This window comes from Bradyrhizobium sp. CSS354 (assembly GCF_029051725.1).
In the GTDB taxonomy this organism is placed as follows: domain Bacteria; phylum Pseudomonadota; class Alphaproteobacteria; order Rhizobiales; family Xanthobacteraceae; genus Bradyrhizobium.
This window is the reverse complement of sequence record NZ_JAACFU010000008.1, coordinates 356,520-379,281: the sequence shown is the minus strand read 5'-3', so window position 1 is coordinate 379,281 and position 22,762 is coordinate 356,520. Positions and strand designations below refer to the sequence as shown.

Annotated in this window: 22 protein-coding genes; 12 read left to right on the top strand and 10 right to left on the bottom strand. The window is 64.2% G+C overall.

Going from position 1 to position 22,762, the window contains the following annotated elements; genetic code table 11:
- Positions 1-85 precede the first annotated feature (85 nt).
- Together GWG67_RS39110 and GWG67_RS22070 are read left to right on the top strand one after the other, a co-directional pair.
- On the top strand, positions 86-286 hold the full coding sequence (locus GWG67_RS39110; protein WP_369335504.1) for an AAA family ATPase: 201 nt from the start codon (positions 86-88) through the stop codon (positions 284-286).
- Positions 283-528, top strand: coding sequence for a hypothetical protein (locus GWG67_RS22070; RefSeq protein WP_275171370.1), 246 nt, complete (start codon positions 283-285; stop codon positions 526-528). Before GWG67_RS39110 ends, GWG67_RS22070 begins: the two co-directional genes overlap by 4 nt.
- 46 nt (positions 529-574) lie before the next feature.
- Here GWG67_RS22070 and GWG67_RS22065 read toward each other — a convergent pair whose 3' ends face one another.
- Positions 575-1,198 carry a TetR/AcrR family transcriptional regulator gene (locus tag GWG67_RS22065; protein WP_275171369.1) on the bottom strand — a complete coding sequence of 208 codons (624 nt, stop codon included), beginning with the start codon at positions 1,196-1,198 and terminating at the stop codon, positions 575-577.
- Between the two features lie 121 nt (positions 1,199-1,319).
- Between GWG67_RS22065 and GWG67_RS22060 the strand changes: the two genes are divergently transcribed.
- Positions 1,320-2,294, top strand: coding sequence for an alpha/beta fold hydrolase (locus GWG67_RS22060; protein WP_275171368.1), 975 nt, complete (start codon positions 1,320-1,322; stop codon positions 2,292-2,294).
- Between the two features lie 149 nt (positions 2,295-2,443).
- On the opposite strand, the gene GWG67_RS22055 is transcribed toward GWG67_RS22060, so the two are convergent.
- Positions 2,444-2,683, bottom strand: a complete 240-nt coding sequence (locus GWG67_RS22055; RefSeq protein ID WP_007603449.1) for a hypothetical protein — start codon at positions 2,681-2,683, stop codon at positions 2,444-2,446.
- A 329-nt stretch (positions 2,684-3,012) separates the two neighbouring features.
- On the opposite strand from GWG67_RS22055, the gene GWG67_RS22050 reads away from it, so the two are divergent.
- From GWG67_RS22050 to GWG67_RS22040, 3 genes are all read left to right on the top strand, one after another.
- On the top strand, positions 3,013-3,921 hold the full coding sequence (locus GWG67_RS22050) for a dihydrodipicolinate synthase family protein (RefSeq protein WP_275171367.1): 909 nt from the start codon (positions 3,013-3,015) through the stop codon (positions 3,919-3,921).
- A 144-nt stretch (positions 3,922-4,065) separates the two neighbouring features.
- Positions 4,066-5,037 (top strand): SDR family oxidoreductase, encoded by a 972-nt coding sequence (locus tag GWG67_RS22045; RefSeq protein ID WP_275171366.1) that lies wholly within the window; start codon positions 4,066-4,068, stop codon positions 5,035-5,037.
- Between the two features lie 275 nt (positions 5,038-5,312).
- Entirely contained in the window at positions 5,313-6,425 is a 1,113-nt protein-coding gene (locus GWG67_RS22040) for a S9 family peptidase (RefSeq protein ID WP_275171365.1), read from the top strand.
- Between the two features lie 10 nt (positions 6,426-6,435).
- On the opposite strand, the gene GWG67_RS22035 is transcribed toward GWG67_RS22040, so the two are convergent.
- Positions 6,436-6,942: a MarR family winged helix-turn-helix transcriptional regulator gene (locus GWG67_RS22035; RefSeq protein WP_275171364.1), complete on the bottom strand. Its 507-nt coding sequence runs from the start codon at positions 6,940-6,942 to the stop codon at positions 6,436-6,438.
- 404 nt (positions 6,943-7,346) lie between these two features.
- Between GWG67_RS22035 and GWG67_RS22030 the strand changes: the two genes are divergently transcribed.
- On the top strand, positions 7,347-8,903 hold the full coding sequence (locus GWG67_RS22030; RefSeq protein ID WP_275171363.1) for a porin: 1,557 nt from the start codon (positions 7,347-7,349) through the stop codon (positions 8,901-8,903).
- Between the two features lie 372 nt (positions 8,904-9,275).
- Here GWG67_RS22030 and GWG67_RS22025 read toward each other — a convergent pair whose 3' ends face one another.
- The 3 genes from GWG67_RS22025 to GWG67_RS22015 all read right to left on the bottom strand — a co-directional run bounded on the left by GWG67_RS22025 (position 9,276) and on the right by GWG67_RS22015 (position 11,182).
- Complete coding sequence (locus GWG67_RS22025) at positions 9,276-9,770, bottom strand: GcrA family cell cycle regulator (protein ID WP_275171362.1); 495 nt, start codon at positions 9,768-9,770, stop codon at positions 9,276-9,278.
- A gap of 72 nt (positions 9,771-9,842) precedes the next feature.
- Positions 9,843-10,040, bottom strand: a complete 198-nt coding sequence (locus GWG67_RS22020; protein WP_007603456.1) for a hypothetical protein — start codon at positions 10,038-10,040, stop codon at positions 9,843-9,845.
- Between the two features lie 200 nt (positions 10,041-10,240).
- Complete coding sequence (locus GWG67_RS22015; protein ID WP_275171361.1) at positions 10,241-11,182, bottom strand: acetamidase/formamidase family protein; 942 nt, start codon at positions 11,180-11,182, stop codon at positions 10,241-10,243.
- A gap of 182 nt (positions 11,183-11,364) precedes the next feature.
- Here GWG67_RS22015 and GWG67_RS22010 point away from each other — a divergent pair, with 182 nt between their 5' ends.
- Genes GWG67_RS22010 through GWG67_RS22000 form a run of 3 tightly spaced genes read left to right on the top strand, consistent with a single transcriptional unit; the run spans position 11,365 to position 14,152 of the window.
- Positions 11,365-12,114: a YdcF family protein gene (locus GWG67_RS22010; RefSeq protein WP_275171360.1), complete on the top strand. Its 750-nt coding sequence runs from the start codon at positions 11,365-11,367 to the stop codon at positions 12,112-12,114.
- Between the two features lie 56 nt (positions 12,115-12,170).
- On the top strand, positions 12,171-12,953 hold the full coding sequence (locus GWG67_RS22005; protein ID WP_275171359.1) for a DUF169 domain-containing protein: 783 nt from the start codon (positions 12,171-12,173) through the stop codon (positions 12,951-12,953).
- A gap of 14 nt (positions 12,954-12,967) precedes the next feature.
- The gene (locus GWG67_RS22000) at positions 12,968-14,152 is read left to right on the top strand and encodes a trans-acting enoyl reductase family protein (protein ID WP_275171358.1); all 1,185 of its coding nucleotides are present in this window, start codon (positions 12,968-12,970) and stop codon (positions 14,150-14,152) included.
- Between the two features lie 108 nt (positions 14,153-14,260).
- On the opposite strand, the gene GWG67_RS21995 is transcribed toward GWG67_RS22000, so the two are convergent.
- A complete protein-coding gene (locus GWG67_RS21995; RefSeq protein WP_275171357.1) occupies positions 14,261-15,457 on the bottom strand; it encodes an NAD(P)/FAD-dependent oxidoreductase in 1,197 nt (398 codons plus the stop codon).
- A 146-nt stretch (positions 15,458-15,603) separates the two neighbouring features.
- Here GWG67_RS21995 and GWG67_RS21990 point away from each other — a divergent pair, with 146 nt between their 5' ends.
- Positions 15,604-16,080, top strand: a complete 477-nt coding sequence (locus GWG67_RS21990) for a MarR family transcriptional regulator (RefSeq protein ID WP_275171395.1) — start codon at positions 15,604-15,606, stop codon at positions 16,078-16,080.
- On the opposite strand, the gene GWG67_RS21985 is transcribed toward GWG67_RS21990, so the two are convergent.
- From GWG67_RS21985 to GWG67_RS21975, 3 genes are all read right to left on the bottom strand, one after another.
- Positions 16,049-17,305 (bottom strand): O-antigen ligase, encoded by a 1,257-nt coding sequence (locus GWG67_RS21985; RefSeq protein WP_275171356.1) that lies wholly within the window; start codon positions 17,303-17,305, stop codon positions 16,049-16,051. The two genes, GWG67_RS21990 and GWG67_RS21985, sit on opposite strands and share 32 nt — an antisense overlap.
- 163 nt (positions 17,306-17,468) lie before the next feature.
- Positions 17,469-19,019: an undecaprenyl-phosphate glucose phosphotransferase gene (locus GWG67_RS21980; protein WP_275171355.1), complete on the bottom strand. Its 1,551-nt coding sequence runs from the start codon at positions 19,017-19,019 to the stop codon at positions 17,469-17,471.
- A gap of 119 nt (positions 19,020-19,138) precedes the next feature.
- Entirely contained in the window at positions 19,139-20,272 is a 1,134-nt protein-coding gene (locus GWG67_RS21975) for a glycosyltransferase family 4 protein (protein ID WP_275171354.1), read from the bottom strand.
- Between the two features lie 203 nt (positions 20,273-20,475).
- Here GWG67_RS21975 and GWG67_RS21970 point away from each other — a divergent pair, with 203 nt between their 5' ends.
- On the top strand, positions 20,476-22,752 hold the full coding sequence (locus GWG67_RS21970) for an exopolysaccharide transport family protein (RefSeq protein WP_275171353.1): 2,277 nt from the start codon (positions 20,476-20,478) through the stop codon (positions 22,750-22,752).
- Positions 22,753-22,762 lie beyond the last annotated feature (10 nt).

The window sequence follows — 22,762 nt, the reverse complement described above, 5'->3', positions numbered from 1 at the left end:
GCGCGAACAGAGACTTCGGTAGTATTGACTTTCCCTGCACGTTACGGGTGCATGTCGGGCTTAGCCGACGCAGAGAGATCAATCCTTGGCAAAAATTCATTCGTTTCGCATCCGAAATTCTAAAGGTGCCACAGACGTCGAGATTAAACTCGACAAGCGCGTAAGCTCGCCGATTGTAACGCTCATAGGTTTGAATGAGAGCGGGAAGACGACGATCCTCGAGGCCCTGTCCTACTACGTGAGCGGCGATATCGGAACGAGTGGTTGTTATCAGACAGAGTGGTGACACTCGCCAAGGTCGATGCGAAGTTTGAGGGCGGGCGTTTAGAGACAATGCTGTCTGAAAATACGAAGAAGGCCATTGGAGTTGCTGTCGGGAATCCAAAGCCGTCGAAGAAGGAGATAGGTTGGTACTTGGCCGAGCTTTGCGCAAATCCTCAAGCGGTTAATCCGTTTGACGATGAAACGAGACGCAACCTGACAAAGATTCTGAAATTTGCCGCTGACAAATTCGCCGCCGGAGGCTAACGGCGGAGCCGGAAATTTGCCGTTTGATACCCTTTGGAGAAGCCACCTACCTCAAATACCCCACCACCATCCTTGTCGTCTCGTCCACCAGCGTCTTCACCGTCTTCTCCGACAGCATCTCGGCCTGGTTCAGCACCGTGTTGTGCGCGACCGCTTCGATCGCGCTGACGCAGATGAAGGTGGCCAAGCCAGGGTCGATCTTGCGCATCTCTTTGCGGCGGCTTTCGAGATAGGCGCGCACGAGGGTGTGGACTTCGCGGTTGAAGGCTTCGACATCCCTAAGCTGGCCGGTGCGGGGGATCTGCTCGGCGAGGACGCGGTGCAATTTCGGGTCGATGCGGTGGGCTTCGATCGCGACCGAGACGAGCTTGCGCACGGCTTTCTCGATCGGCAGGTCGGCGACCTCGGCGAGCGCCGCGCGCACGATGCCCATGATCTCCTCGTTGTGGCGGTCGATCACGGCGGCGACGAGCGCCTCCTTGCTGGGAAAATATTGATAGAGCGAGCCGACGCTGACGCCGGCGATGTCAGCGATGCGGTTGGTGCTGGCTTTCTCAAAGCCTTCCTTGACTAGAATGCGAGCAGTTGCCTCGACCAGTGCGTCGACGGTGGCGCGAGAGCGCTCCTGCGAGGCGTTTTTCCGGGGGCTTGTGGGTGGTTTGCGGGCCACGGCCTTGTGATCTGAATGCGAGTAGGAAAAGCGAGTGAATGCTCGCATTATAGCGGCAAATGGTGGCGGGTCGGCAAGCCTCTTTGTCGCCGTGTCGAAAGAGCCAGATGGGGATGTGGCCATGAGCGTTGCAAGACTTGTCTCGGCCTTGCAGTTCTGTCCGGGCGGCTGCGTTTTCGGTACGCCGGCCCGGCGCGATCCCGCACCAAGCCTGCAAAGCCGTGCCTTCAACCTGCTGCTGCGGCAGCTTCCGTATAAGGAGCAGCTGGCGTCCGCCGAGGCGGTGCGGGCGCATGTGCAGAAGCTCGCGTTGCAGCCGGCCTCGTTTGAGCCGACGGGGCTCGGTCGCGGTGTCGAGGCGACGCTGACCAAGATGGGAGGGTGGCCGGTCTATTACACGGCGCCGTCATCGGGTCATGAGGGCTGCAACTACGTCATGTTCCTGCATGGTGGCGGCTACATCAACGAGATCGTGGCGGCGCATTGGCGCTTCGTTGGCCAGATGACGCGTGGGGCGCGCGTGTGCTGCGTCGTGCCGATCTATCCGCTTGCACCGCGCGCAACCGCAAAGGACGTCGTGCCGGCGACGGCCGAGCTGTTGCGGATGTTGCTGGAGGATGCCGGGCCCGCAAAGGTCACGGTGGTCGGCAATTCGGCCGGTGCAGGCCTCGCGCTCGCCGCATGCCAGTGGCTGCGCGATCGCGGGCATCGGCAGCCGAACCGGATGGTGCTGATCTCGCCGGCGGCGGATGCGTCGGTCAGCCGTCCGGAGCAGGTCGCGATCGCGGCGCGCGATCCGATCCAGGACATTCCGGGAATCCTCGAGGCGGGCCGCCTCTATGCCGGCGAGTTCGATGTCGGCCATCCCTTCGTCAGTCCGCTCAATGGCGCCTTCCGCGCGCTGGCGCCGATGACGATCTTCTCGGGCACGCGCGATCTGCTCTACCCTGATAGCGTCGAGCTCGCGGAGCGGGCGCGGGCGGTGGGTGTGCCGGTCGAACTGCATCTGCTCCGCGACCAGCCGCACAATTACGCGCTGATGCCGACGCCGGAAGGGCGACACGCGCGTGCGATCATTTTGCGAGCGGTGGCTTAAGAGGAAGGTGTGATCGTTGTCACAAAGCGCGCCGCCGCAATGGGGTCTGGCGCTGTCGATGCCCGCGCGGAAAGACCATGCGGCCTCCGGGGCGTTTCCTCGTTGGTAGTCTTGGTCCGTCGTCCTGGTATCAGTAGTTTTGCGGGACCTTAGGCGTGGCCCTTGATCTCGTAGCGACCCGGAACGCATTTGTAGCGATCGAGCCGCCAGTTGGCGTGGTAGATCGGATGCTCGCCCATCCATTTCGCCAGGGGGGCCTGTGCGCCGATCGCACACTGCATCATCGACATCTCGGGCGTCATGTTGCTGTCGGTCACGATTTCCTCGATGCAACTGCCTGAGCTGGCTGCACTCAGCCGGCAGAGCACGGCAACGACGGTCACGAACATTCCAGTCACCTCATCGGTAGTTTCTGACCACGAAGAGGATGCAAGCGGAGTGCCAGAGCCTGTGACGCAAACAACACGCTGGCCTGGCCGGCTCGACCCAGCGTCCGGACCCCATTTGACGATTCGGATTCTAAAAAGATTGCCCATAACCGAAGCCGGACAAATACGGGGAACCGGCGGGGGTGAGTCGCAGGGATGATCGATTGTGGGGGCAGCGCCGCGCCGGTGGCGCTTCACAGGCCGCGCGCAGCCGGTAGGCTTGCAGGACCGTGGGCACCCGCCAAAAGAGCGGGAGCGCCACAAGGGATATGGAAACGCGAGGGCAGACCATGAAGGCACGACCGACCGGCGTGATCCCGCCGATGACGACGCCGTTCCGCAAGGATGGCGAGATCGACTACACACTTGTGGCGCCTCAGGTCGACTGGATGATCGGCGCCGGCGCGCATGGCGTCGCGGCCGGCGGCTCGACCGGCGAGGGGCACACGCTCGATCACGAGGAATATCGCGACCTGATGGAGGCGACGGTTGCGGCGGTGAAGGGACGCATTCCCGTGATCGCCGGCATCATCGTCGATTCCACGCGCGATGCGATCCGCCGCGGCAAGCTGGTGCGCGACATGAATGTCGCCGCCCTCCAGGTCACGCCGGTGCACTATCTGTTCAAGCCGGACGACGAGGCGATGGTGGCGCACTTCCGCGCCATGGCGGACGAGACCGGCATGCCGATCATCATCTACAACGTGGTGCCGTGGTCGTACCTTTCGCCGGCGCTGCTGACGCGGATCATGACCGAGGTGCCGCTGGTGGTCGGCGTCAAGCAGAGCGCGGGCGACCTGAAACTGTTCGCGGACCTCATGATGATGGCGCCGGACAAGCTGATCTACAGCGCGGTCGATGCCCTGATGTATCCGTCCTACACTTTGGGGGCCCATGGCTCGATCGCCGCGATCCTGACCGCGGCGCCGCATGCCTCCGTCGCCCTGTGGGATGCGGTGAAGGCGGGTGACCATCCGCGCGCGCTCGACCTGCACAAGAAGCTGCTGACGCTGTGGAACGCTGTCATCGCCGACAATCTGCCGGCCTGCACGCGTTATGCGCAGACGCTGCAGGGCCTGCCCAGGACTTATCCGCGCGCGCCGATGCCGGAGGCCTCAAGCGCGCAGCAGGCGACGATCCGCAAGGCACTGGACGGGCTCGGCGCGTTGAACGGGCGGCGTGTCGAGGCGGCCGAATAGTCCACGTCCCGAAATTACTGATGAGCACGGCAGCGCCGATCCGCTTTTACCTGCGGATGCGGCGCTGCTACATTTTGCGCGCGCTCCGATGCGCGCGGCGCTAGCTGGAAGAAACATACCGACAAGGGAGGGGCCGAAAGTCCCATGAAGGATTTTGCAGGAAAGATCGCCGTTATCACCGGCGGCGGCACGGGAATGGGACGCGAGCTCGCGAGGCAGCTCGTCGCCGAGGGCTGCAATGTCGCGATGTGCGACGTCTCGGAAGCCGCGATGGCCGAGACCAAGCGGCTGTGCGAGGTCGAGAAGTTGCCGCAGGGCCTGCGCGTCACGACCCACATCGCCGACGTCTCGATCGAGGATCATCTGAAGCGATTCCGCGACGAACTCGCCGAGCAGCAGAAGACCGATCGGATCCACCTTCTGTTCAACAACGCCGGCATCGGTGGCGGCGGCAGCCTGTTCACCAACACGCGCGAGCAGTGGGAGCGCACTTTCAACATCTGCTGGGGCGGCGTCTATCTCGGCGTCCGCACCTTCCTGCCGATGCTGGTCGCGGCGGACGAGGCCCACATCGTCAACACCGCGAGCGTCAACGGCTTCTGGGCTTCGATCGGCATGAACCAGTCCCACACCGCCTACAGCTCGGCCAAGTTCGCGGTGAAGGGATTTACCGAAGCGCTGATCAACGACCTCCGCCTGCACGCGCCGCACGTCAAATGCTCGGTGGTGATGCCCGGCCATATCGGCACCTCGATCGTCTCCAATTCGCGCAAGGTGCAGAGCGCCGACGGTTCGGAGCGGCTCAATGCCGAGGAGGTCGCGCTGACCCGCAAGCGCATGGTCGCGGCCGGCGTGCCGGACGCCGACAAGATGTCGGACGAAGACATCCAGGCGGTGTTCACTGAGCGCGCCCGCAGCTTCCTCGAGGATGCGCCGACCACGGCGGCGCAGGCCGCCAGGATCATCCTCGACGGGGTCAAGGCGGAGCAATGGCGCATTCTCGTGGGCGAGGACGCAAAACGCCTTGACGAGCGCGTTCGTGCTACGCCGGAGCAGGCCTACGAAAGATCCTTCTACGAAAGTTTTACGCAGGAGGTCGGCTGGCGGCTCGGCTGAGGCGGCCGCCGAGCGCGCGCCGATATAGGGATGATGCTCATCATGGCAAGAGGCGCGCAGGCAATTTCGAGTGCCACCTCTTGCCAGTTCGCTGCCGGCGTGTCCCGCCAGTGTCGACCACTCATGACCAATTGGAATGTTACGCATGCGATACGTCCCTGCGTTCAAGCGATGGTGATCTCGAACGGCTCTCATTCGGCGCACGGCAGCTTGGTGAGGGAACCAAAATAGTTTAGTCAATCATGTGTAAGGCGATGACCAGAGCGTAGCTCCCGATGATACCCGCATGCCTCTCCGACGACTGGATCCTTTGCCCGGAGCGAGAGGACATCTCCGCTGAATTCACGCGGCTCCTCACCGCCGCCCAGGAGGGCGGCGCCACGATCGCGGAATGCCTGATGATCGCGCGGCAGCTGAAGCGGGGCGAAGACCAATCCTGGCATCGCGAGTGGAAGAATCTGGCGCAGGCCAATCGACTTCGTGCCGAGGCCGCGTTCGTGGAAGGTCACAGGGCGACCGCGCAACGCAACTGGCTCCGCGCCATGAATTACTATAGTGCGGCCGCAATGCCACTCGATCAGGCGGACGAGCGCCGCTGGGTCGCGGTCCTCGCCATGCAGGATTGTGCCCGCCGCTTCCTCGCCGCGCGCGATCCGGCCGGGGAAGTCATGACGATACCCTGGCTCGACGGACATTCGTTGCAGGGCTATTTCCTGCCCGCGCCATCGGGACGCGTGCGAGCTCCGACCGTGATCTGCATCGGCGAGCCCGGCCACCGCAAGGAGGAGTTTCTGTTCAAGCTCGCGCCGCATGCGCGCGAGCGCGGCTTCTCGCTGCTGGCGCTGGACCTGTTCGGCGACCAGCGCGACGATTATCTCGACGCGCTGTTGCGGCGCCGGGATCTCGAGAGTGCGATTCCGTGCGTCATGGACTATTTGGAGACGTGCAGCGACGTCGATTTCGGGCGCGTCGCGATCGTCGCCGATGGCTGGGGCTCTTCTTTCGTGGCCCGCGCGGTGCTGCAGGAGCCGCGGCTTGCCGCCGCCGTCTGCGATGGCGGCCTGTGGGACCTGCACGAGCGGGCCTTCTTTGCCAGCCGATTCGCGATGAGCGACGTCAGCATCGTTCCGGTGCCGCATGCTCCGCTGATGGCCTCCAGCGCCGACTGTCCGGTGCTGATCACGCTCGGCGAGGACGGCTGGCTCAAGGCCGATCGGGCGCGTCAGATCGTCCAGACGTCCCGGCTCGGCAGCTCGGATGTGATGTTGAAGGTATTCACGGCGGCCGAAACCGGCGCGGCGCAGGCCCATGCGGACAATCCAAGCCTTGCCAATGAATACATTTTCGATTGGCTCGAATCCCGGCTCGGCGTTGCGGGCCGCATCTAAGGACGTCGCCTCAGAAGTCGAGAGTCAGGCGGACGCAGGCCTTTTCGAGGCGGGTCTTCAACATCGCGAGCTTGGTGGTGAAATCGGTGAGTTCTTTCTCGTCGAACTCCTGGAAGACGAATTCCTTGATCGTCTTGTACTGCTCGGTGAGGCTCGCCAGGTGTTTCTGGGTCTTCTCGGTCAGGGACAGCCGCACCACCCTTGCGTCGGTCGGCGAGGGGCGACGGCGCAACAGGCCCTTCTTCTCGAGCAGCTTGGACTGGGTCGTGACGAACGACGGGTCGACGTGGAGGAGCTTTGAGACGACGTTGACTGGAATGCCGTCGTCCTTGTCGAGGTCGGAGATCGCCATCAGGATCAGCCATTGGGGGCCGCTGATGCCGAGCGTTCTCGCCCAGAACTGACGCAGCTCCTCCAGATACATGTTGATCGACGATATCTCCCAGGTGAAGCGCCTGATGATATCCAGGTTGCCGATGGGGCGGAGGCGCGCCCCTTCTTTCCTCGTCGCTGACACAGCGTCACTCCCGTGATCTGGTTTGTATGCGGCCGGTGTGGTGCAAGCCATAGTCCACGCAAGCCTGCTCTGACGCAAGTGCAGAGCAGGCTAATTTTGTCACTCAAACTACAAAGATGATTTGCTCACGGATCGCTTCGCCGGAGTGTTGCGTATGGGGTACAGGTTTAGCGAAACCACAAAGCTGACTAAATAAGGTATTTTGATTAGTCAACGGCGCAGGCATATTGCTTCGTGACGGTGGGGGGGTCTCGATCGTCCCGTTGCAGCTGGTTCGCTCACGTCCCTCGCGTCGAAAGCGGGTGTGTCCGAAAGCGCAAAGCGGCCGAACGGATTTGCAAGACGGGGATCTGGGGGGCCTCACGGTCCGGTCTTCGTATAATGAGCAACTTGGAGGTTTTAATATGAAAGTGGTGAAGAGCCTTTTGCTCGGCACTGCGGCGGGTCTGATCGCCGTCGGTGGAGCTCAGGCGGCTGATCTTCCTGTCAAGGCCAAGGCGGTCGAGTATGTGAAGGTCTGCTCGCTCTACGGTGCGGGTTTCTACTACATCCCGGGCAGCGACACCTGCATCAAGCTGGGCGGTTATCTGCGTGCCGAAGTGGCGCTCAATGCCGGCGGCAACTACAGCGCCCAGTACAACAACGTCTTCGCGGCCAATAACCGCCTGACGAACTATTACTCGATGCGCGCTCGTGAAGATCTCAACATCGACACGCGCACCGCGACCGAGTACGGCGTTGTCCGCACCTATTTCGATGCGGTCTTCACCTGGACGACCGGCAACTATGTCGGCGCCGGTTCGGGAACGGGTGCCACCCAGTACAGCAGCACGCTCGGCCTCAACGCCGCAGGCACGGGTCTGATCGGGTCCAGCGGCGGCGCCGTCAACGGCACCGACGGGGGGATCTCGGGCGGCGCGCTCGGCGTCTACTACGCCTTCATCCAGTTCGCCGGCTTCACCATGGGTAAGGCGGTGTCGCAGTTCGACGCGCCCTGGATCAACTATCCCGGCAACAACTTCGACCAGCTCGTCGGCGGCAGCGGCACCACCAACGGTGTCGCCCAGTTCACCTACACCGCCGATCTGGGCCAAGGCATAACGGCGATCGTCTCGGCGCAGGACCAGACGCAGGTGTTCCAGACCGCGCTGTGGAATACGGCCGGCATGTCCACCACCGGCGTCCTCGGCGGTGCCTACGGCTCCAACGATCTCGGCGGCACCCGCGCCCCCGATCTCGTCGGTACGCTCCGCGTCGACCAGGCCTGGGGCCTGTTCCAGGCCTCGGTCGCGGCGCACGACAACCACGTCGGCTATTACGGCGCGAGCGAAGCCACGGGTCATCCTGAAGACAAGTGGGGCTGGGCCGTCCAGCTGGCTCTGTCGATCAAGAACATCCCGACCGGTGCAGGCGACGTGATCAACATCTCGGGCGTCTACACCGACGGCGCGAGCCGCTACAACTTCCAGGAGCTGGCAGCGACCAACTACTCGATGTTCGGCGGTTCGGGCGGCGCGTATCAGAGCATCGGCTTCGCCGGCGTGTCTGACGCGGTGTTCGCACCCGGCAGCGGCCTCGAGCTGACCAAGACCTACGGCTTCCGTGGTGCCTACACCCACAACTGGAGCCCGTACTGGAACTCGGCGCTCTATGGTGCGTGGGCTGCCGTCAACTACAGCGGCACGGCCAAGGGCATGATCTGCGGCAGCGCCGCGTTCGCGACCCTGACCGGTACCTGTAACCCGGACTTCAACATCGGCCAGATCGGTGTCATCACCCGCTGGACCCCGGTCAAGAACCTGACCTTCTCGGCTGACTTCACCTACAGCCACCTTGACCAGAAGTACTCGGGCGTGATCACGACGCCGGCGCTCACGAGCGTTGCCAAGCCCGCGGCGGCCTATGAGCTGAAGGACCAGGACACTTACAGCCTGCTGGTTCGCGCCCAGCGCAACTGGTAAGCCTTGGGTTTTCTTACCTGGGTCTTCGGACTCGAGTCTCCGGATATGACGCAGCCCCGGCGGGACACCGCCGGGGCTTTTTTACGAAGATCGCTTTCGGAAAATCAGATGGCCCGTGCCGGCAACGAAGACGAGCCATGCGATTCGACAGGCCCCAAATTTATTTACTTACCTGAGTTACTAAGCTATATAGCTCTCGGCCGATGACGAAAGTTGCGGCTCTGACTTGATGCTAAACCTCCAGGAACCTCCGGCAATGCCCTGCCGGAGGTTTTTCGTTTTGGGACATGGCTCGAGGACATGAGCTCTAAGACTTGGCTCTAAGACTTGGCTCTAAGACATGGCTCTAAGACATGGCTCTAAGACATGGCTCTAGCCGCGCATGACGCGCGCGCGGGAATTCGGCCGGTAGGCGAGGCGGCTGTGGCCGGCGCAATAGGACTGGCCGTCGGGCGCGGAGTTGCCGCAGAAGCAGAAATCGTCCGCGCCAGGTGTGGATATCGGCCAGCGGCAGCGGTTCTCGGCAAGCTCCAGCAGCGAGCAGCGATTGGCGTCGTCGATCGGACCGGCGACCATCGGCGCACCGGTCTCGCCGTAGATCGTGGCGAGCATTTCGTATTGCAGCCGCGGCACCGTTCGCGACGTGCGCGAAGGCGCGGAGCCCCGGTCCTGAACCTTGCGGTCGTCGATGGTCCGGCCGCGCGTCAGATTGAGGCGAGACAGCTTGCCGATCACGGCATTGCGGCTGACGCCGATGTCGGCGGCGATCTCGCGGCAGGAGAGGCCGGCCTCGAAGTGCTGCCTCAGCAGTTCGATGCGTTCGTCGGTCCAGGTTTGTGAAGAAGAAGTCGGTGAGAGAACAGGCATTGTCGCGGTCCCAGGTTGCAGATGTCGGCCATCCGCTTCTCGAGATCCGTCCGCCTCACGTTCGGCGCGCGCTCACGTCCTGCCATTGTCGCGAATCGACAAAAGCCCGTCCTTGATGGCGAGACGGATGCCTTCCTCGATCAAGGTACGTGCGACGCCGGGAACGCTGGTGCCGTGGGTGCCCTGTCTCACCAGCTTCTCCAGATAGGTGATGGTCGAGAGCGCCAAGGTTACGGGAATGCGGTCAGTCTCGGCTTTTTCGGTGGCCATGCCTAAACGCTAGCCTCTTACGCAGGTACATAAAAGTTACGATTAAGACTCTATTTAGCTTCGGAGGCAGAAGTCAATCGCAGGCTGCGGTGCTCGTTCAGCCCGTTGGAATCGCGAAGGAAATTAGGCATGACGAGGCGCGCCGCGCGAACAGGCCGGCGGCTGCGTGGCCTCGACAGGTCAGGAGTGGGCGGGTCGGCTCAGCCGTGCACGATCGCCTTGTCGATCATGCAATGGATGCCCTTGGAGCCGTTGACGGTCTGGGTCACCCGCAGATCGGCCGCCAGGCTGCATAGCGTATAGGCGTCCTCGCGCGACAAATTGCGCCTCTCGCCGAGCAGCACGATCATGTTGCGTAGCGCCCGCACCACGCATTGGTCGAGGTCGGGGTCCATCGCCATGGTCATGTAATGCGTCGCCGTCTCGCCGCGGGGATAATCGAGCCTGAGGTCCTTGCGCAGCGTCAGGCGAAAGCGGCCCTGGAGTGCGGTCTCGATCGCGGTGACGCAGACCTCGCCGTCGCCCTGCACGCCGTGGCCGTCGCCGCAGGAGAACAGCGCGCCCGGGACGAACACCGGCAGGTACAGCGTCGCGCCGGCGCCAAGCTCCTTGTTGTCAAGATTGCCGCCCATGGCGCGCGGGACCAGCGAGGAGATGCGGCCCCAGGCCGGCGGCGGCGAAACGCCCATCACGCCGAAGAACGGCTTGAGCGGCAGGTCCAGCCCCCAGGGCATCCGGGCGACCATCCGCGACCGGTCGAGCGGGATGTTCAGGATGCGCGTCTCGTGGAAATCGTCGGGCAGGGTGCCGGACAGCGGCTTGATCATGTTCCAGCCCCAATCCTGCCGGAGCTGGACGTCGAGGATCTCGACCGCGAGCACGTCGCCGGGCTCGGCGCCCTCGACCGCTATCGGGCCAGTGAGGATATGGCCGGGCAGCATGCGCTCGTTCTTGGCATGAACCTCGAACATCTCGGGCGGAATGTGAAATGTGTCGCGGTCGGGCAGCATGTCCGGGCCGCCGCTGATGGTGTCGACCGTGACCTCGTCGCCGCTCGCGACGGTGAGGACGGGCTTGAGCGCAGCTTCGAAGAAGCCCCAATGGCAGGTCTCGGGGCTGGAATGCAGGTGGTGATGGGTCATGTGGCGTCCGTCCGTTTCACAGGCCCGGGCTTGACCAGGCAATCGATCCTCTTCCAAGAAGCTTTCTGAAGATCGACGGGCGGGTCAAGCCCGCGCGCAACGGGTACGATCATTCCAGCGAGGCTCCCCTGCTTTTTCTCCTGTCAAAGACCCTCGGCACCGCGGTGCTGCCGATCAACTTGATGATCGAGCTCGGAATCGTCTCGGTGGTCCTGATGGCGACGCGCTTTGCCGCATTCGGCCGCAAGCTCGCCGCGGCCACGCTGATCCTGCTGGCGCTCGCCGCGTTCTCGCCGCTCGGCAACCTTTTGCTCTATCCGCTGGAGTCGCGTTTTGCGCCGTGGGATCCGTCGCGCGGTGCGCCCGACGGCATCATCGTGCTCGGCGGCTCCGTCGACACCGATCTGTCGGCGGCGCACCGCACGCCGGTCGTCGCGCACGCGGCCGGTCGCCTGTTTGCGCCGGCTGAGCTCGCGCGCCGCTATCCGAACACGCGTATTGTTTTCACCGGGGGCACCGCGAACCTGGTTTCGACGGACTCCCGGGAGGCGGACTACTCCGCGCCGATCCTGGAGAACCTGGGTATCGCGAAGCAGCGCCTGATCCTCGAGCGGGACTCTCGCAACACCTACGAGAACGCCATCTTCACCAAACAATTGGTGGCGCCCAAACCGGGCGAACGCTGGCTCCTGGTCACCTCTGCCTTTCACATGCCGCGTTCGATGGGGATCTTTCGCAAGGCGGGATTTGACGTCGAAGCCTATCCCGTGGACTGGCGAATGGGCGGGCGTGACGATCTTCTCTCTTTCACCAATGTCGCCACGGACGGGCTCCGCCGAACCGAGGTCGCCGTGCGCGAATGGATCGGGCTCGTCGCCTACCGCCTGATGGGCCGGACCGGCGAGTTGCTCCCGGGGCCGGCGAAGGACTAGAACCGTTCAAGAAACAATAACAGCGCCGGCGCGCGACTGCCGGCCGGGAGGACGCCATGCAACAGCAGAGTGCAGACCGCATCGATCTTGCCGGCCTCGTCGCCGATCTCAACGGCCTGTTGCGGCTGAAGACCACGGTGATCGGCATGAAGCTGTTCGCGCGTACCGCGGACATGGAGGCAATCCCGAAAATCCGGCGGCCGACCGCGGTCCACACCACCGACCAGATCGTCAGCATGGCGGCGCGTCTGGGCTGGACCGTGGGCATCACCGCCGACGATCTCGTCGGCGCGCAATGCCGCGCGGTGATCGGCCTTGCACCGCAGGACGAGAAATGGCTCGCCGGCGAAAACTATGTCGGGGTCTGGCACGGCACGGCGGAGGACGCACGCAAGCGCCAGGAGGCGCTGGACGTGGTTCCGTTCGGGCAATATCAGGCGCTCGCGGTCAGTCCGCTGGCGAGCGGCCGGCTCGATCCGCCGGACATTTGTCTCGTCTATGCGACGCCGGGGCAGATGATCATCCTGATCAACGGGCTGCAATATACCGGCTACAAGAAGTTCGAATGGGGCGTGGTCGGCGAGACCGCTTGCGCCGATTCCTGGGGCAGGGCGCTCAAGAGCGGTGAGCCCAGCCTGTCCTTGCCATGCTATGCCGAACGGCGCTATGGCGGCGTGCCGGACGAGGAGATGCTGATGGCCCTGAAGCCGGAACATCTCGCGAAGGCGGTTGTGGGCATGAAGGCGTTGGCGAAGAACGGCCTGCGTTATCCGATCCCGCCCTATGGTATTCAAAGCGATGTCCGTGCCGGCATGGGCGTGAGCTACGCGAAGAAATAAAGTAAAGGCCGACCATGAGCTCTGCGAAATTCGACATCGTCGTCTATGGCGCGACCGGTTTTACCGGCCAGCTCGTCGCCGAATACCTGACCCAGCATTACAAGAGCGACCATTCGCTCAAATGGGCGATGGCAGGCCGCAGCCTCGGCAAGCTGAAATCGGTCCGCGATGCGATCGGCGCGCCCGGGAATACGGCGCTGATTGTCGCGGATGCGTCGGATGCGGCTTCGCTGAAGGCGATGGCGGAGCAGACGATGTCGGTGATCACCACAGTGGGCCCGTATCAGCTCTATGGTGAGGAACTGCTCGCGGCCTGCGTGGTCACGGGCACGGACTATTTCGATCTCTGCGGCGAGCCGATCTGGATGCGCCAGATGATCGACAAGTACGAGGCGGCCGCAAAAGAGAGCGGCGCGCGGATCGTGTTTTCGTGCGGCTACGATTCCGTGCCGTTCGAGCTCGGTACGTTCTTCGTCCAGAAAGAGGCCAAACGTGTCTTCGGCGCGCCGGCCCCGCGCGTGAAGGGCCGCGTGCGCGACATGCGCGGCACGCTCTCGGGCGGCACCGCCGCGAGCGCGAAGGCGACCTTCGATGCCGTGGCGAAGGATCTCAGCCTTGTCGCCATTCTCAACGATCATTTTGCGCTGACGCCCGGCTTCAGCGGCCCGAAGCAGCCGAAAGGCAACAGGGCAGCTTTCGAGGAGGATCTGCAATCCTGGGGGGCGCCGTTCATGATGGCGCTGATCAACACGCGCAACGTTCACCGCTCCAACATGCTGATGGGATTCCCCTACGGCCAGGACTTCGTCTACGACGAGATGGTCCTGACCGGTCCCGGCGAGAAGGGCGAGGCCACCGCCAAGCTCGTGATGGCTGCCAATGCGGGCAAGACCGGCCCCGACGCACCGAAGCCGGGCGAGGGCCCGTCGAAGGAAGAGCGCGAAAACGGTCTCTTCGATCTGCTCTATATCGCGATCGCACCCGATGGCCGCATGGTACGCGCCGGCGTCACCGGTGACCGCGATCCCGGCTACGGCTCGACCTCGAAGATGATCTCCGAATGCGCCATCTGCATGCTGCGTGACACGACCGACGTCGCAGCCGGCTTCTGGACCCCGGGCGCGGCGATGCAGCACAAGCTGATCAAGCGGCTGGTCGAGAACGCGGGGCTGACGTTCGCGGTGGAGGCCCAGACGTAGCTTCCGTAGGGTGGGCAGAGCGAAGCGTGCCCACCACGTCTCTCGCGATTGCGGGGAGATGGTGGGCACCGCGCGTTGCGCCTTTGCCCACCCTACTGCACCGTGCCACTACACCGCCCGCGCGTCGTACGCGTACATGAAATCCATGCCCTTCGCGCCCAGCGGCAGCAGCCATTTCATCATCTGATTGCGGATCCACGCGCCGGTGGCGCTGAACTCGCGCTTGCTGTTGCCGTTGCGGCGGGCCATGGCGACGATCTTTTCCGTGCGCGGGCGCCGTTCGGCCTCGAAGGCCTGGAAGGTGGCGCCGAGCTCCTGGCCTTGCTGCATCAACCGGGCGAGGCGCATCGCATCCTCCAGCGCGAGCGAGGCGCCCTGGCCGGCATGGGGGCTGGTCGCATGGGCGGCATCGCCGATCAGCAGCGAGCGCTTGCGCGACCAGGTCGGCAGGGTGGCGACGTCGAGCGTGTCGGTGACCACGATGTTCTCGGCTGCCTCGATGATGCCAGGGATTGGATCGTGCCAGCTGCGGTGGAAGCCGCGCAGGTGCTGCTTCAGCGTTGCATGGTCGAGCGCGCGAAACATCGCCGCGTCCATGCCGTGCGCCGGCTGCGTGCTCCACCACATCACGCCGTCGTCCGGATCGGGGCTGCAATAGCCGTAGCCGAAGAAGCCGCTCTGTCCAAACGTGGTCTCGACGTGCCGGCCAATCGGCCTGCCATCGAGGACGGCATGCGACACGAAGCCGCCGAAGCCGATCAGTCCGGTGTCGAACGGCTGCGGCCCGTCCGGCACCACCTGGCGGCGCGTCACCGAGTGCACGCCGTCGGCGCCGATCAGGAAGTCGCCTTCGGCCGTGGTGCCGTCGGCGAAGTAGGCGATGATCGGCTGGTCGCCGCGATCTTCGATCTTGATCAGGCGCTTCTCGAAATAGAGTGAAACGCATGCGCACCAGGCCTTGTCGATCAGCATCTCGTTCAGCGTGGCGCGGCAGACATTGACCGCGGGCTGGCCGTAGCGCCGCGCCATGTCGCGGTTGATCGAGCCGAGCCGCTCTCCGCCTTGCGAATAGAAGTCGAACGATTCCGCGATCGAGCCGCGGCTGATCAGCTCATTCGAAAGGCCGATCTCGTCCATGATCTGCATGCCGTTCGGCGCGATCTGAAGGCCGCCGCCGATGCCTTTCGAATAGGGCCAGGCCTCGTAGATCGCGGACTCGATGCCGGCGCGGCGCAGCAGGACCGCCGCGACGGGGCCGGCGATGCCGGCGCCGATGATCAGGGCCTTGCGAGGACGATAGGACATGGCTTGCTCCCGACGTTTCCGTGGTGCTAGGAGAATTACGGTCGCTAAATCTCTTAGTGACTAAGATATATATCGACTAAGATACGGGGTCTACCTTGTCAAGGACGAAGGCGCGCGCTGCGCTGCTGCGGGAGCTCGAGGAGGCGATGCGCAGGTCGTCTGCGCAGGGCGTGCTCTACGGCCAGACCGTTGCGAACGTTGCCGGAATTGCCAATTCCGACCTCGAATGCATGGACATCCTCTATCTCGAGGGACGCGTCACCGCCGGCCGGCTCGCCGAGGTCACGGGCCTGACGACGGGCGCCATCACCGGCGTGGTCGACCGGCTCGAAAAGGCAGGCCTGGTGCGCCGCGAGCGGGATGAAAACGACCGGCGCAAGGTTTTCATTGCCGTCGTGCCGGAAGCAGCCATGAAGATCGGCCAGTTCTACGTGCCGATGCAACGGGCAATGGAGAAGGTGTTCAATACCTATTCCGACGAGGAACTACGCCTGCTGCTGCGTTTCGCGACCGAGGGCTACAAGGGTGTGCTCGCGGCAACCGCGGCGCTGAAGGGTCTGCTCGATACGCCGCCGGAAAAGCGTCCCACTCTCAAGCTGAAGAAGCTTCGTCGCGAGCCCTAGCCTTGTAGATCTGCGCAGCCGCGATCATGCCCCACATCGCGCCCAGCATCATCCAGAAATGCCGCCAGTGGTCGGTGTCGATCACGAAGCTTTCGCCGACGGTGCCGACGAAGGCGGAGAACACCGCGAGATAAGCGCGCTGCCAGGGCACCGGCACGAAGATGTGCCTGACACCCATGATGACGGTCGTGAAGACCAGCGCGGGATAGCAGATGCCGGACAGCCAGCCGCCCGACATGAAGGCGTTGAGATAGGAATTGTGGGTGTCCTCGGGGAAGAAGCGGTGGAATTGCAGAGGGCCGATGCCGAACGGCAGGTCGAGCGCCATCTCCGCACCAAGGATGTGCCGGCCGAAACGGCCGAAGCGGCCTTCGTCATAGCTCTGGTCGAAGCTGGCGCGCTGCTTGAACATCTCGGCGGTGGAATCGAAGGACATCAACACCGCGATCAGCGCGAGGCCCAGCACCGCGGCCAGGATCGCCATGACGATGATGCGCGAGCGCTGCGCGTTGGTGCGGCTGGTCAGCACCATCAGCGCCAGCATGAAGGCGGATGTCAGCACCAGCCCGCCCCAGGCGGCGCGGGAGAACGCGAGCAGGATCGCCAGTGACATGATGCCGAAGGCGATGACGTTGCGGAAGGCCTTGCCGGCCTTGTCGGAAACCACGCTCTGCAGCGAGAACAGTGCCGGCAGGATCATGAAGGCGCCGAGCACGTTCGGATCCTTGAAGGTGCCGCGCGCGCGCCCGTACAGTGTGAGGAGGTCGTCGCCGCCGGGAACCAGGTGGAAGTAGCCGGCGACTGCCAATAACGAGGCGACCATCGCGCCGACCACGAGCCCGCGGCGCAGCATGTCGAGCCGGGCCGCGGTGTCCTCCGACGTGACCATGGCGAAGAACACCACCGTCACCGCCATGTACCAGGAGGTCGCAATCCAGCTGACCACTTCGGACTGTTCGAACAGCGGGATCGCGCTGATCGTGTAGCCGATATTGAGCAGGATCAGCATCAGCACCAGCGGCATCAGGGCGAGCCGTAGACGCAGGCCGGTGGCGAAGAAGGTGACGGTGGCTAGCAACGTCACGATCTCGTAGGGGCTCGGCTCGATGAAGACGATCGCGCCGGAGGCGCCGACCAGCCATACCAGCGCGCGCTGGAGGGCCAGCACGCCGGGCGCAGCGCGAACCGCTGCATTCATCTCCCCGGCTGTTGCCGCATACGCCATCACACGCTCATACGTTTACGCAACTGGTACGCCCACAAATCCCGCTGTCATCGCCCGGCTTGACCGGGCGATCCAGTACTCCGCGGCGTCTAGTGCGGAATCGACTGGCGCCGCGGAGTACTGGATGCCCCGCTTTCGCAGGGCATGACGGAGGATCCACAACTCAATACGCGTTCTCGTTCTTGGTCAGCAGCGAGATCGGCGTCTTCAGCAGAATGACGAGATCGAACAGCACCGACCAGTTTTCGATGTAATAGAGGTCGAACTCGACGCGTTTCTGGATCTTTTCTTCATTGTCGATCTCGCCGCGCCAGCCGTTGATCTGGGCCCAGCCGGTGATGCCGGGCTTGACCCGGTGGCGGGCGAAATAGCCGTCGACGGCTTCGTCGAACAGGCGGCTCTGCAGCTTGCCCTGCACCGCATGCGGACGCGGGCCTACCAGAGAGAGGTCGCCGGAGAAGACCACGTTGAAGAGCTGCGGCAGCTCGTCGAGGCTGGTCTTGCGGATGAAGCGGCCGACGCGGGTGACGCGCGAGTCGTTCTTGGTCACGACCTTCGAGGCCGTCGGATCAGCCTGATGATGGTACATCGAGCGGAACTTGTAGACGTCGATGCGCTCGTTGTTGAAGCCGAAGCGCTTTTGGCGGAACAGCACGGGGCCGGGGCTGTCGAGCTTCACGGCCAGCGCCACCAATCCCATCATCGGCAAGGCCACGAGCAGCGCGAGGGCGCCGACGACGCGGTCGAACAGCCATTTCATCACCAGGTCCCAGTCGGTGATCGGCGCCTCGAACACGTCCAGCGTCGGCACCTCGCCGATATAGGAATAGGAGCGGGGGCGGAAGCGCAGCTTGTTGGTGTGTGCGGAGAGGCGGATATCCACCGGCAGCACCCAGAGCTTCTTCAGCATCTCCAGGATACGCGTCTCGGCGGAGATCGGCAGCGCGAACAGCACGAGATCGACGCGGGTGCGGCGGGCGAACTCGACGATGTCGTCGACCTTGCCGAGCTTGCGCGCGCCGGCACAGGTGTCGAGCGCGCGGCTGTCGTTGCGGTCGTCGAACACGCCGAGCACGTGGATGTCGGAATCCTCCTGCTCCTCCAGCGCCTCGACCAATTGCTCGCCGTTGCGGTCGGAGCCGACGATGATGGTGCGGCGGTCGAGCCGGCCCTCGCGCCCCCAGGCGCGCACCAGCGAGCGCAGCACCAGACGCTCGCAGAGGAGCGCGGCGAGCCCGAGGACGTAGAAGGCCGCAAGCCACAGCCGCGATATTTCGCTGCCGAACTTGGCGAAGAAGGAGATGCCGATGAACAGCAGGAAGACGAACGACCAGGACGAGATCATCCGCGTCATCTGCCGGAGCTGACCGCGGAACAGCTGCACCTGATAGATGTCGGCGGCCTGGAAGCAGACCACGGCGGAAACCGCGACGGCGATGATCTGCGCGGGATAGATCCAGCTGAAGGAGCCGGCGTGCGGCATGACATAGCCGAGATAGAGGACGATGCCGACGAGGCTCAGCAGCGCGAAATCGGCGAGGCGTACGAAGCCGGTGATCACGATCGGCGAATAGGCGCGAGCGACCTTCTGGTTGACGACGTCGAGCGCGGCGGGCGAGAGCCGCTGGCGGCGCTCCACAAAGGGCCGGTCAGCCGGCTTCGCCGCAGCGCTGGTCGCGGCATCGAGCATCGAGCGTGCGTTGAGCGGTTCCACGGGCGTCCACGTCCATTCCAAAAACCCGCGGGGCGCATCCTTGCGCCCCGGGCGAGCATCCCCTGGGTCTCGGATTATCGGACAAATCGGAAGATTCTCTAAAGCGGTCTTAAGGATGGTTAATGATTGGCAAATGCGTCGCGATAGCCCGCGAGCACTCCGTCGACCATCGCCTGCTGGGAGAATTGCGCGGAGATTCGCTCGCGAAGGGACGAGGCGCGCTGCGCTGTTCCCAGCGGATTGTCGAGCGCGGCCGCAATCGCCTCTGCCATGGCTTCCGCGTTGCTCGGCGCAAACAGCGCCGGGTTCTCCGCACCGAAAATCTCGGGAATGCCGCCGATCTTGGCCGCAATCATCGGAATGCCGGCGGCACCGGCCTCGATCACGACATAGGGCATGGAATCGCCACGCGAGGGAACGACCAGCAGCCGCCCCTTGGAGAAGCCGCAGCGCGCCTTGACGTGACCGATGAAGCGGATGGCACTGGAGAGGCCCAGCCTCTCGACCTGCGCTTTCAGGGCCGCGGTCTCCTCGCCGTCGCCGCCGAGCGTCAGTGTGACCTTCTTGCCTCCCTCGTGCAGGCGCGCCACCGCTTCGACCAGCAGATCGGCGCCCTTGATGTGCCTGAACTCACCGACGTAAGCGAGGTCGGTGGCGTCGTCGGCCATGACGACAGGTTCGAATTCCTCCGGCGTCACGCCGTTGAAGACGCAATGCACTACGCCCTTCGGCTTGCCGACGATGCGCTGATAGGTGTCGCGGGCAAACGCGCTCTCGAACAGGAACAGGTCGGTCGCGTCCATCAGCGTACGTTCGAGCCGCGCGTAAAACTCGCCCTTGAAGGTGTTGAGGGGATAATGCAACGAGCCGCCATGCGGGGTGTAGATGCGGATGGTATCGTCGGATCGCCGCCGCATGCGGATGAAAGCGCCGGCCTTGGCGCCGTGGCCATGCATGACGTCGGGCTTGAGCGTGGCGATCAGGCGCCGCAAGCGGAACCAGACCAGGACATCGTCAGGCGACGGTTCGCGGCGGATCGCCATCCGGTGCACACCGAGCTTCAGCCGCGGTGCGAGCTCGGCAAGGGCCTTGTCGGCACGCTCACCGCCGGTGAGACTGTCGGCGAGGATGCCGACGTGATGGCCACGATCGACCTGGCCGTTGGCGACGTCGAGGATGTGGCGGAAGATGCCGCCGACCGGAGCGCGCACGGCGTGCAGGATGCGAAGCGGCTGGTCGGGAGAGGGGGGCATGATCAAAACCAGCGCTCGACGGCGAATGCTCGAACAATCTCACGAAATATCGAGACGGATTAAGAGCCCTCGTGGTTAACAAACGGTGACGGACGTGCACGCGCGAGTTGCCGCACGCCGCGATTAACCCAGCGGCAACCTTAATGGAGTGTAATCGCCCCGGTTGAGGTAGGTTCGTGGCGTTGCGCCTGCGGGAGTGTTCGATGCGTTTAGCGTTCTGGCGTGCCGGCAAGGACAAGGCGGTGGTCGAGCGGGCTGTCGCGAAGGCCGCAGCCAAGCGGGCCGAGCTCGAGCCCCGGATTGAAGCGAAGCCTGCGCCCGTCGCTCCGAGGCCGGCGCCAGTTGAGTCCGGCGATATCGACCTGCACGCGCTCGGCGCGGCATTGGCGCGCAAGCGCGGCTGGATCATCGTGCCGACGGTGCTGGCGCTCGTCGCATCCGTCGCGATCGTCAATCTCATCACGCCGCGCTACAAGTCTGAATCCCGCATCCTGATCGACGGCCGCGAGAACGTGTTTCTGCGCCCCAACAGCGACCGCGCCGAGGAGCGGCAAGCGCTCGATGCCGAAGCCGTCACCAGCCAGGTGCAGCTCGTGCTGTCGCGCGATCTCGCGCGCGAGATCATCAAGAAGAACAAGCTTGCGGAGCGGCCCGAGTTCGACCCGGTGCTGCAAGGCATTTCGCCGCTGAAGTCGCTTGCGGCGCTGGTCGGCATCGGCCGCGATCCGTTCTCGATGACGCCGGAAGAGCGCGTGCTCGACGCCTATTACGAGCGCCTCCAGGCCTACGCCGTCGACAAGTCGCGCGTGATCGTGATCGAATTCCAGTCTGCCGATCCCGATCTCGCCGTGCGCGTCGCCAATTCGATCGCCGACGGCTATCTCGTGCTCCAGCAGGATGCGCGTCAGGATCAGGCCCGAAACGCCAGCCAGTGGTATGCCGGCAGGATCGACGAGTTGCGACGGAACGTCTCCGAGGCCGAAGCGAAGGCCGAGGACTTCCGCTCCAAGTCGAGCCTGTTCGTCGGCACCAACAACACGACGTTGTCGAACCAGCAGATGGGCGAGGTCAACACCCAGCTCAACAATGCACGCGCGCTCAAGGCCGATGCGGAGTCGAAAGCGCGCCTGATCCGCGAGATGATCCAGAGCGGCAAACCGATCGAGTCGTCGGAAATTTTGAACTCGGAATCGATGCGCACGCCTTCGCAGCAGCGCGTGGCGTTGCGGGCGCAGCTGGCCGAGCAATCGTCGACGTTGCTCGGCAACCATCCGCGCATCAAGGAATTGAAGGCGCAGCTCGCCGACCTCGACACCCAGATCCGCGACGAGGCCGCCAAGCTTGCCCGCACGCTCGAAAACGATGCGCGTGCCGCCAGCGGGCGCGTCCAGGAATTGTCGGTGAGCCTCGAGCAGCTCAAGAAGCAGGCGACGGCCACCAACGGCCAGGACGTGCAGCTCCGCGCCCTCGAGCGTGAGGCCAAGGCCCAGCGCGACCTGCTCGAAACCTATCTCGCGAAGTACCGTGAAGCCAACACCCGCGAGACCATCGACACCGCGCCGACCGATGGCCGCATCATCTCGCGCGCCATCGTCTCGAACACGCCGGCCTATCCGAAGAAGCTGCCGATCGTGCTGATCGCGACGATCGCGACACTGCTGCTCTCGTCCGGCGTCGTCGTCACCGGAGAGTTGCTGCGCCAGACTGCACCCCGTGCGGTCGCGGTGTTCGCGCCAGCGCTGACGCGGACGTCGGCTCGCCAGGAGCAAATCGTCCAACCGGTGGTCGTCGAGCCCTTCGCCGATCCGGTCGTCGATCCGGTCATGGCAGAACCTGCGCCGCTGCAGCCGGAGATGACGGCTGACGCCGATGTCTCCGAATTCGCGGAGATCGAGCATCTGGCCCACAGCCTGCGCGCCGCCGGAACCATGGCGAAGAAAGTCACGGTACTGGGCACTGCGAGCGGCGAAGCCATCACGCTGTCGACGCTGACATTGGCCCGGCACCTGGCGCGCGACGCGCGGGTGGTCGTGGTCGATCTCGCCGCGTCCTCGCCGGCCATGGCCGCCGTGTCCGTCGATGCCTCGGCCCCCGGTCTTGCCGAACTGATGCAGGGCGAGGCGTCGTTCGCGCAGATTATCACCCGGGACAAGCTCTCGCGGCTGCATCTGGTCATGGCCGGCCGTCCCGGCTTCGATCGCAGCCTGTTGCAGTCGCCCCGCGTGACGCTCGCGATCGACGCGCTGCTGCGCGCCTACGACCACGTGTTGCTCGATGCCGGCAGTGCCTCCGATCTTCCGGCCGAGCTCCTGACGGCGAATGCCCGCGCCGTCGTGGTGCCCGACGCCTCGATGACGCCGGATGCGCGCGCGCTGATGTGCGAGCAGCTCAGCGCCGTCGGCTTCAGCAAAGTGACGATGCTGAAAAGGTCCGTGCAGCCGTCGGATGCGAGGGACGCGCCGCGCGTCGTGGCGGCGTAGGCTAACGCGG

What these genes read in the sequence shown, in the direction of transcription:
- GWG67_RS22060 (WP_275171368.1), top strand. Translation starts at nt 1,320, where the DNA reads ATGAGCGTTGCAAGACTTGTCTCGGCCTTGCAGTTCTGTCCGGGCGGC.
- GWG67_RS22055 (WP_007603449.1), bottom strand. Translation starts at nt 2,683, where the DNA reads ATGTTCGTGACCGTCGTTGCCGTGCTCTGCCGGCTGAGTGCAGCCAGC.
- GWG67_RS22050 (WP_275171367.1), top strand. Translation starts at nt 3,013, where the DNA reads ATGAAGGCACGACCGACCGGCGTGATCCCGCCGATGACGACGCCGTTC.
- GWG67_RS22045 (WP_275171366.1), top strand. Translation starts at nt 4,066, where the DNA reads ATGAAGGATTTTGCAGGAAAGATCGCCGTTATCACCGGCGGCGGCACG.
- GWG67_RS22040 (WP_275171365.1), top strand. Translation starts at nt 5,313, where the DNA reads ATGATACCCGCATGCCTCTCCGACGACTGGATCCTTTGCCCGGAGCGA.
- GWG67_RS22030 (WP_275171363.1), top strand. Translation starts at nt 7,347, where the DNA reads ATGAAAGTGGTGAAGAGCCTTTTGCTCGGCACTGCGGCGGGTCTGATC.
- GWG67_RS22025 (WP_275171362.1), bottom strand. Translation starts at nt 9,770, where the DNA reads ATGCCTGTTCTCTCACCGACTTCTTCTTCACAAACCTGGACCGACGAA.
- GWG67_RS22020 (WP_007603456.1), bottom strand. Translation starts at nt 10,040, where the DNA reads ATGGCCACCGAAAAAGCCGAGACTGACCGCATTCCCGTAACCTTGGCG.
- GWG67_RS22015 (WP_275171361.1), bottom strand. Translation starts at nt 11,182, where the DNA reads ATGACCCATCACCACCTGCATTCCAGCCCCGAGACCTGCCATTGGGGC.
- GWG67_RS22010 (WP_275171360.1), top strand. Translation starts at nt 11,365, where the DNA reads ATGATCGAGCTCGGAATCGTCTCGGTGGTCCTGATGGCGACGCGCTTT.
- GWG67_RS22005 (WP_275171359.1), top strand. Translation starts at nt 12,171, where the DNA reads ATGCAACAGCAGAGTGCAGACCGCATCGATCTTGCCGGCCTCGTCGCC.
- GWG67_RS22000 (WP_275171358.1), top strand. Translation starts at nt 12,968, where the DNA reads ATGAGCTCTGCGAAATTCGACATCGTCGTCTATGGCGCGACCGGTTTT.
- GWG67_RS21995 (WP_275171357.1), bottom strand. Translation starts at nt 15,457, where the DNA reads ATGTCCTATCGTCCTCGCAAGGCCCTGATCATCGGCGCCGGCATCGCC.
- GWG67_RS21990 (WP_275171395.1), top strand. Translation starts at nt 15,604, where the DNA reads ATGCGCAGGTCGTCTGCGCAGGGCGTGCTCTACGGCCAGACCGTTGCG.
- GWG67_RS21985 (WP_275171356.1), bottom strand. Translation starts at nt 17,305, where the DNA reads ATGGCGTATGCGGCAACAGCCGGGGAGATGAATGCAGCGGTTCGCGCT.
- GWG67_RS21975 (WP_275171354.1), bottom strand. Translation starts at nt 20,272, where the DNA reads ATGCCCCCCTCTCCCGACCAGCCGCTTCGCATCCTGCACGCCGTGCGC.
- GWG67_RS21970 (WP_275171353.1), top strand. Translation starts at nt 20,476, where the DNA reads ATGCGTTTAGCGTTCTGGCGTGCCGGCAAGGACAAGGCGGTGGTCGAG.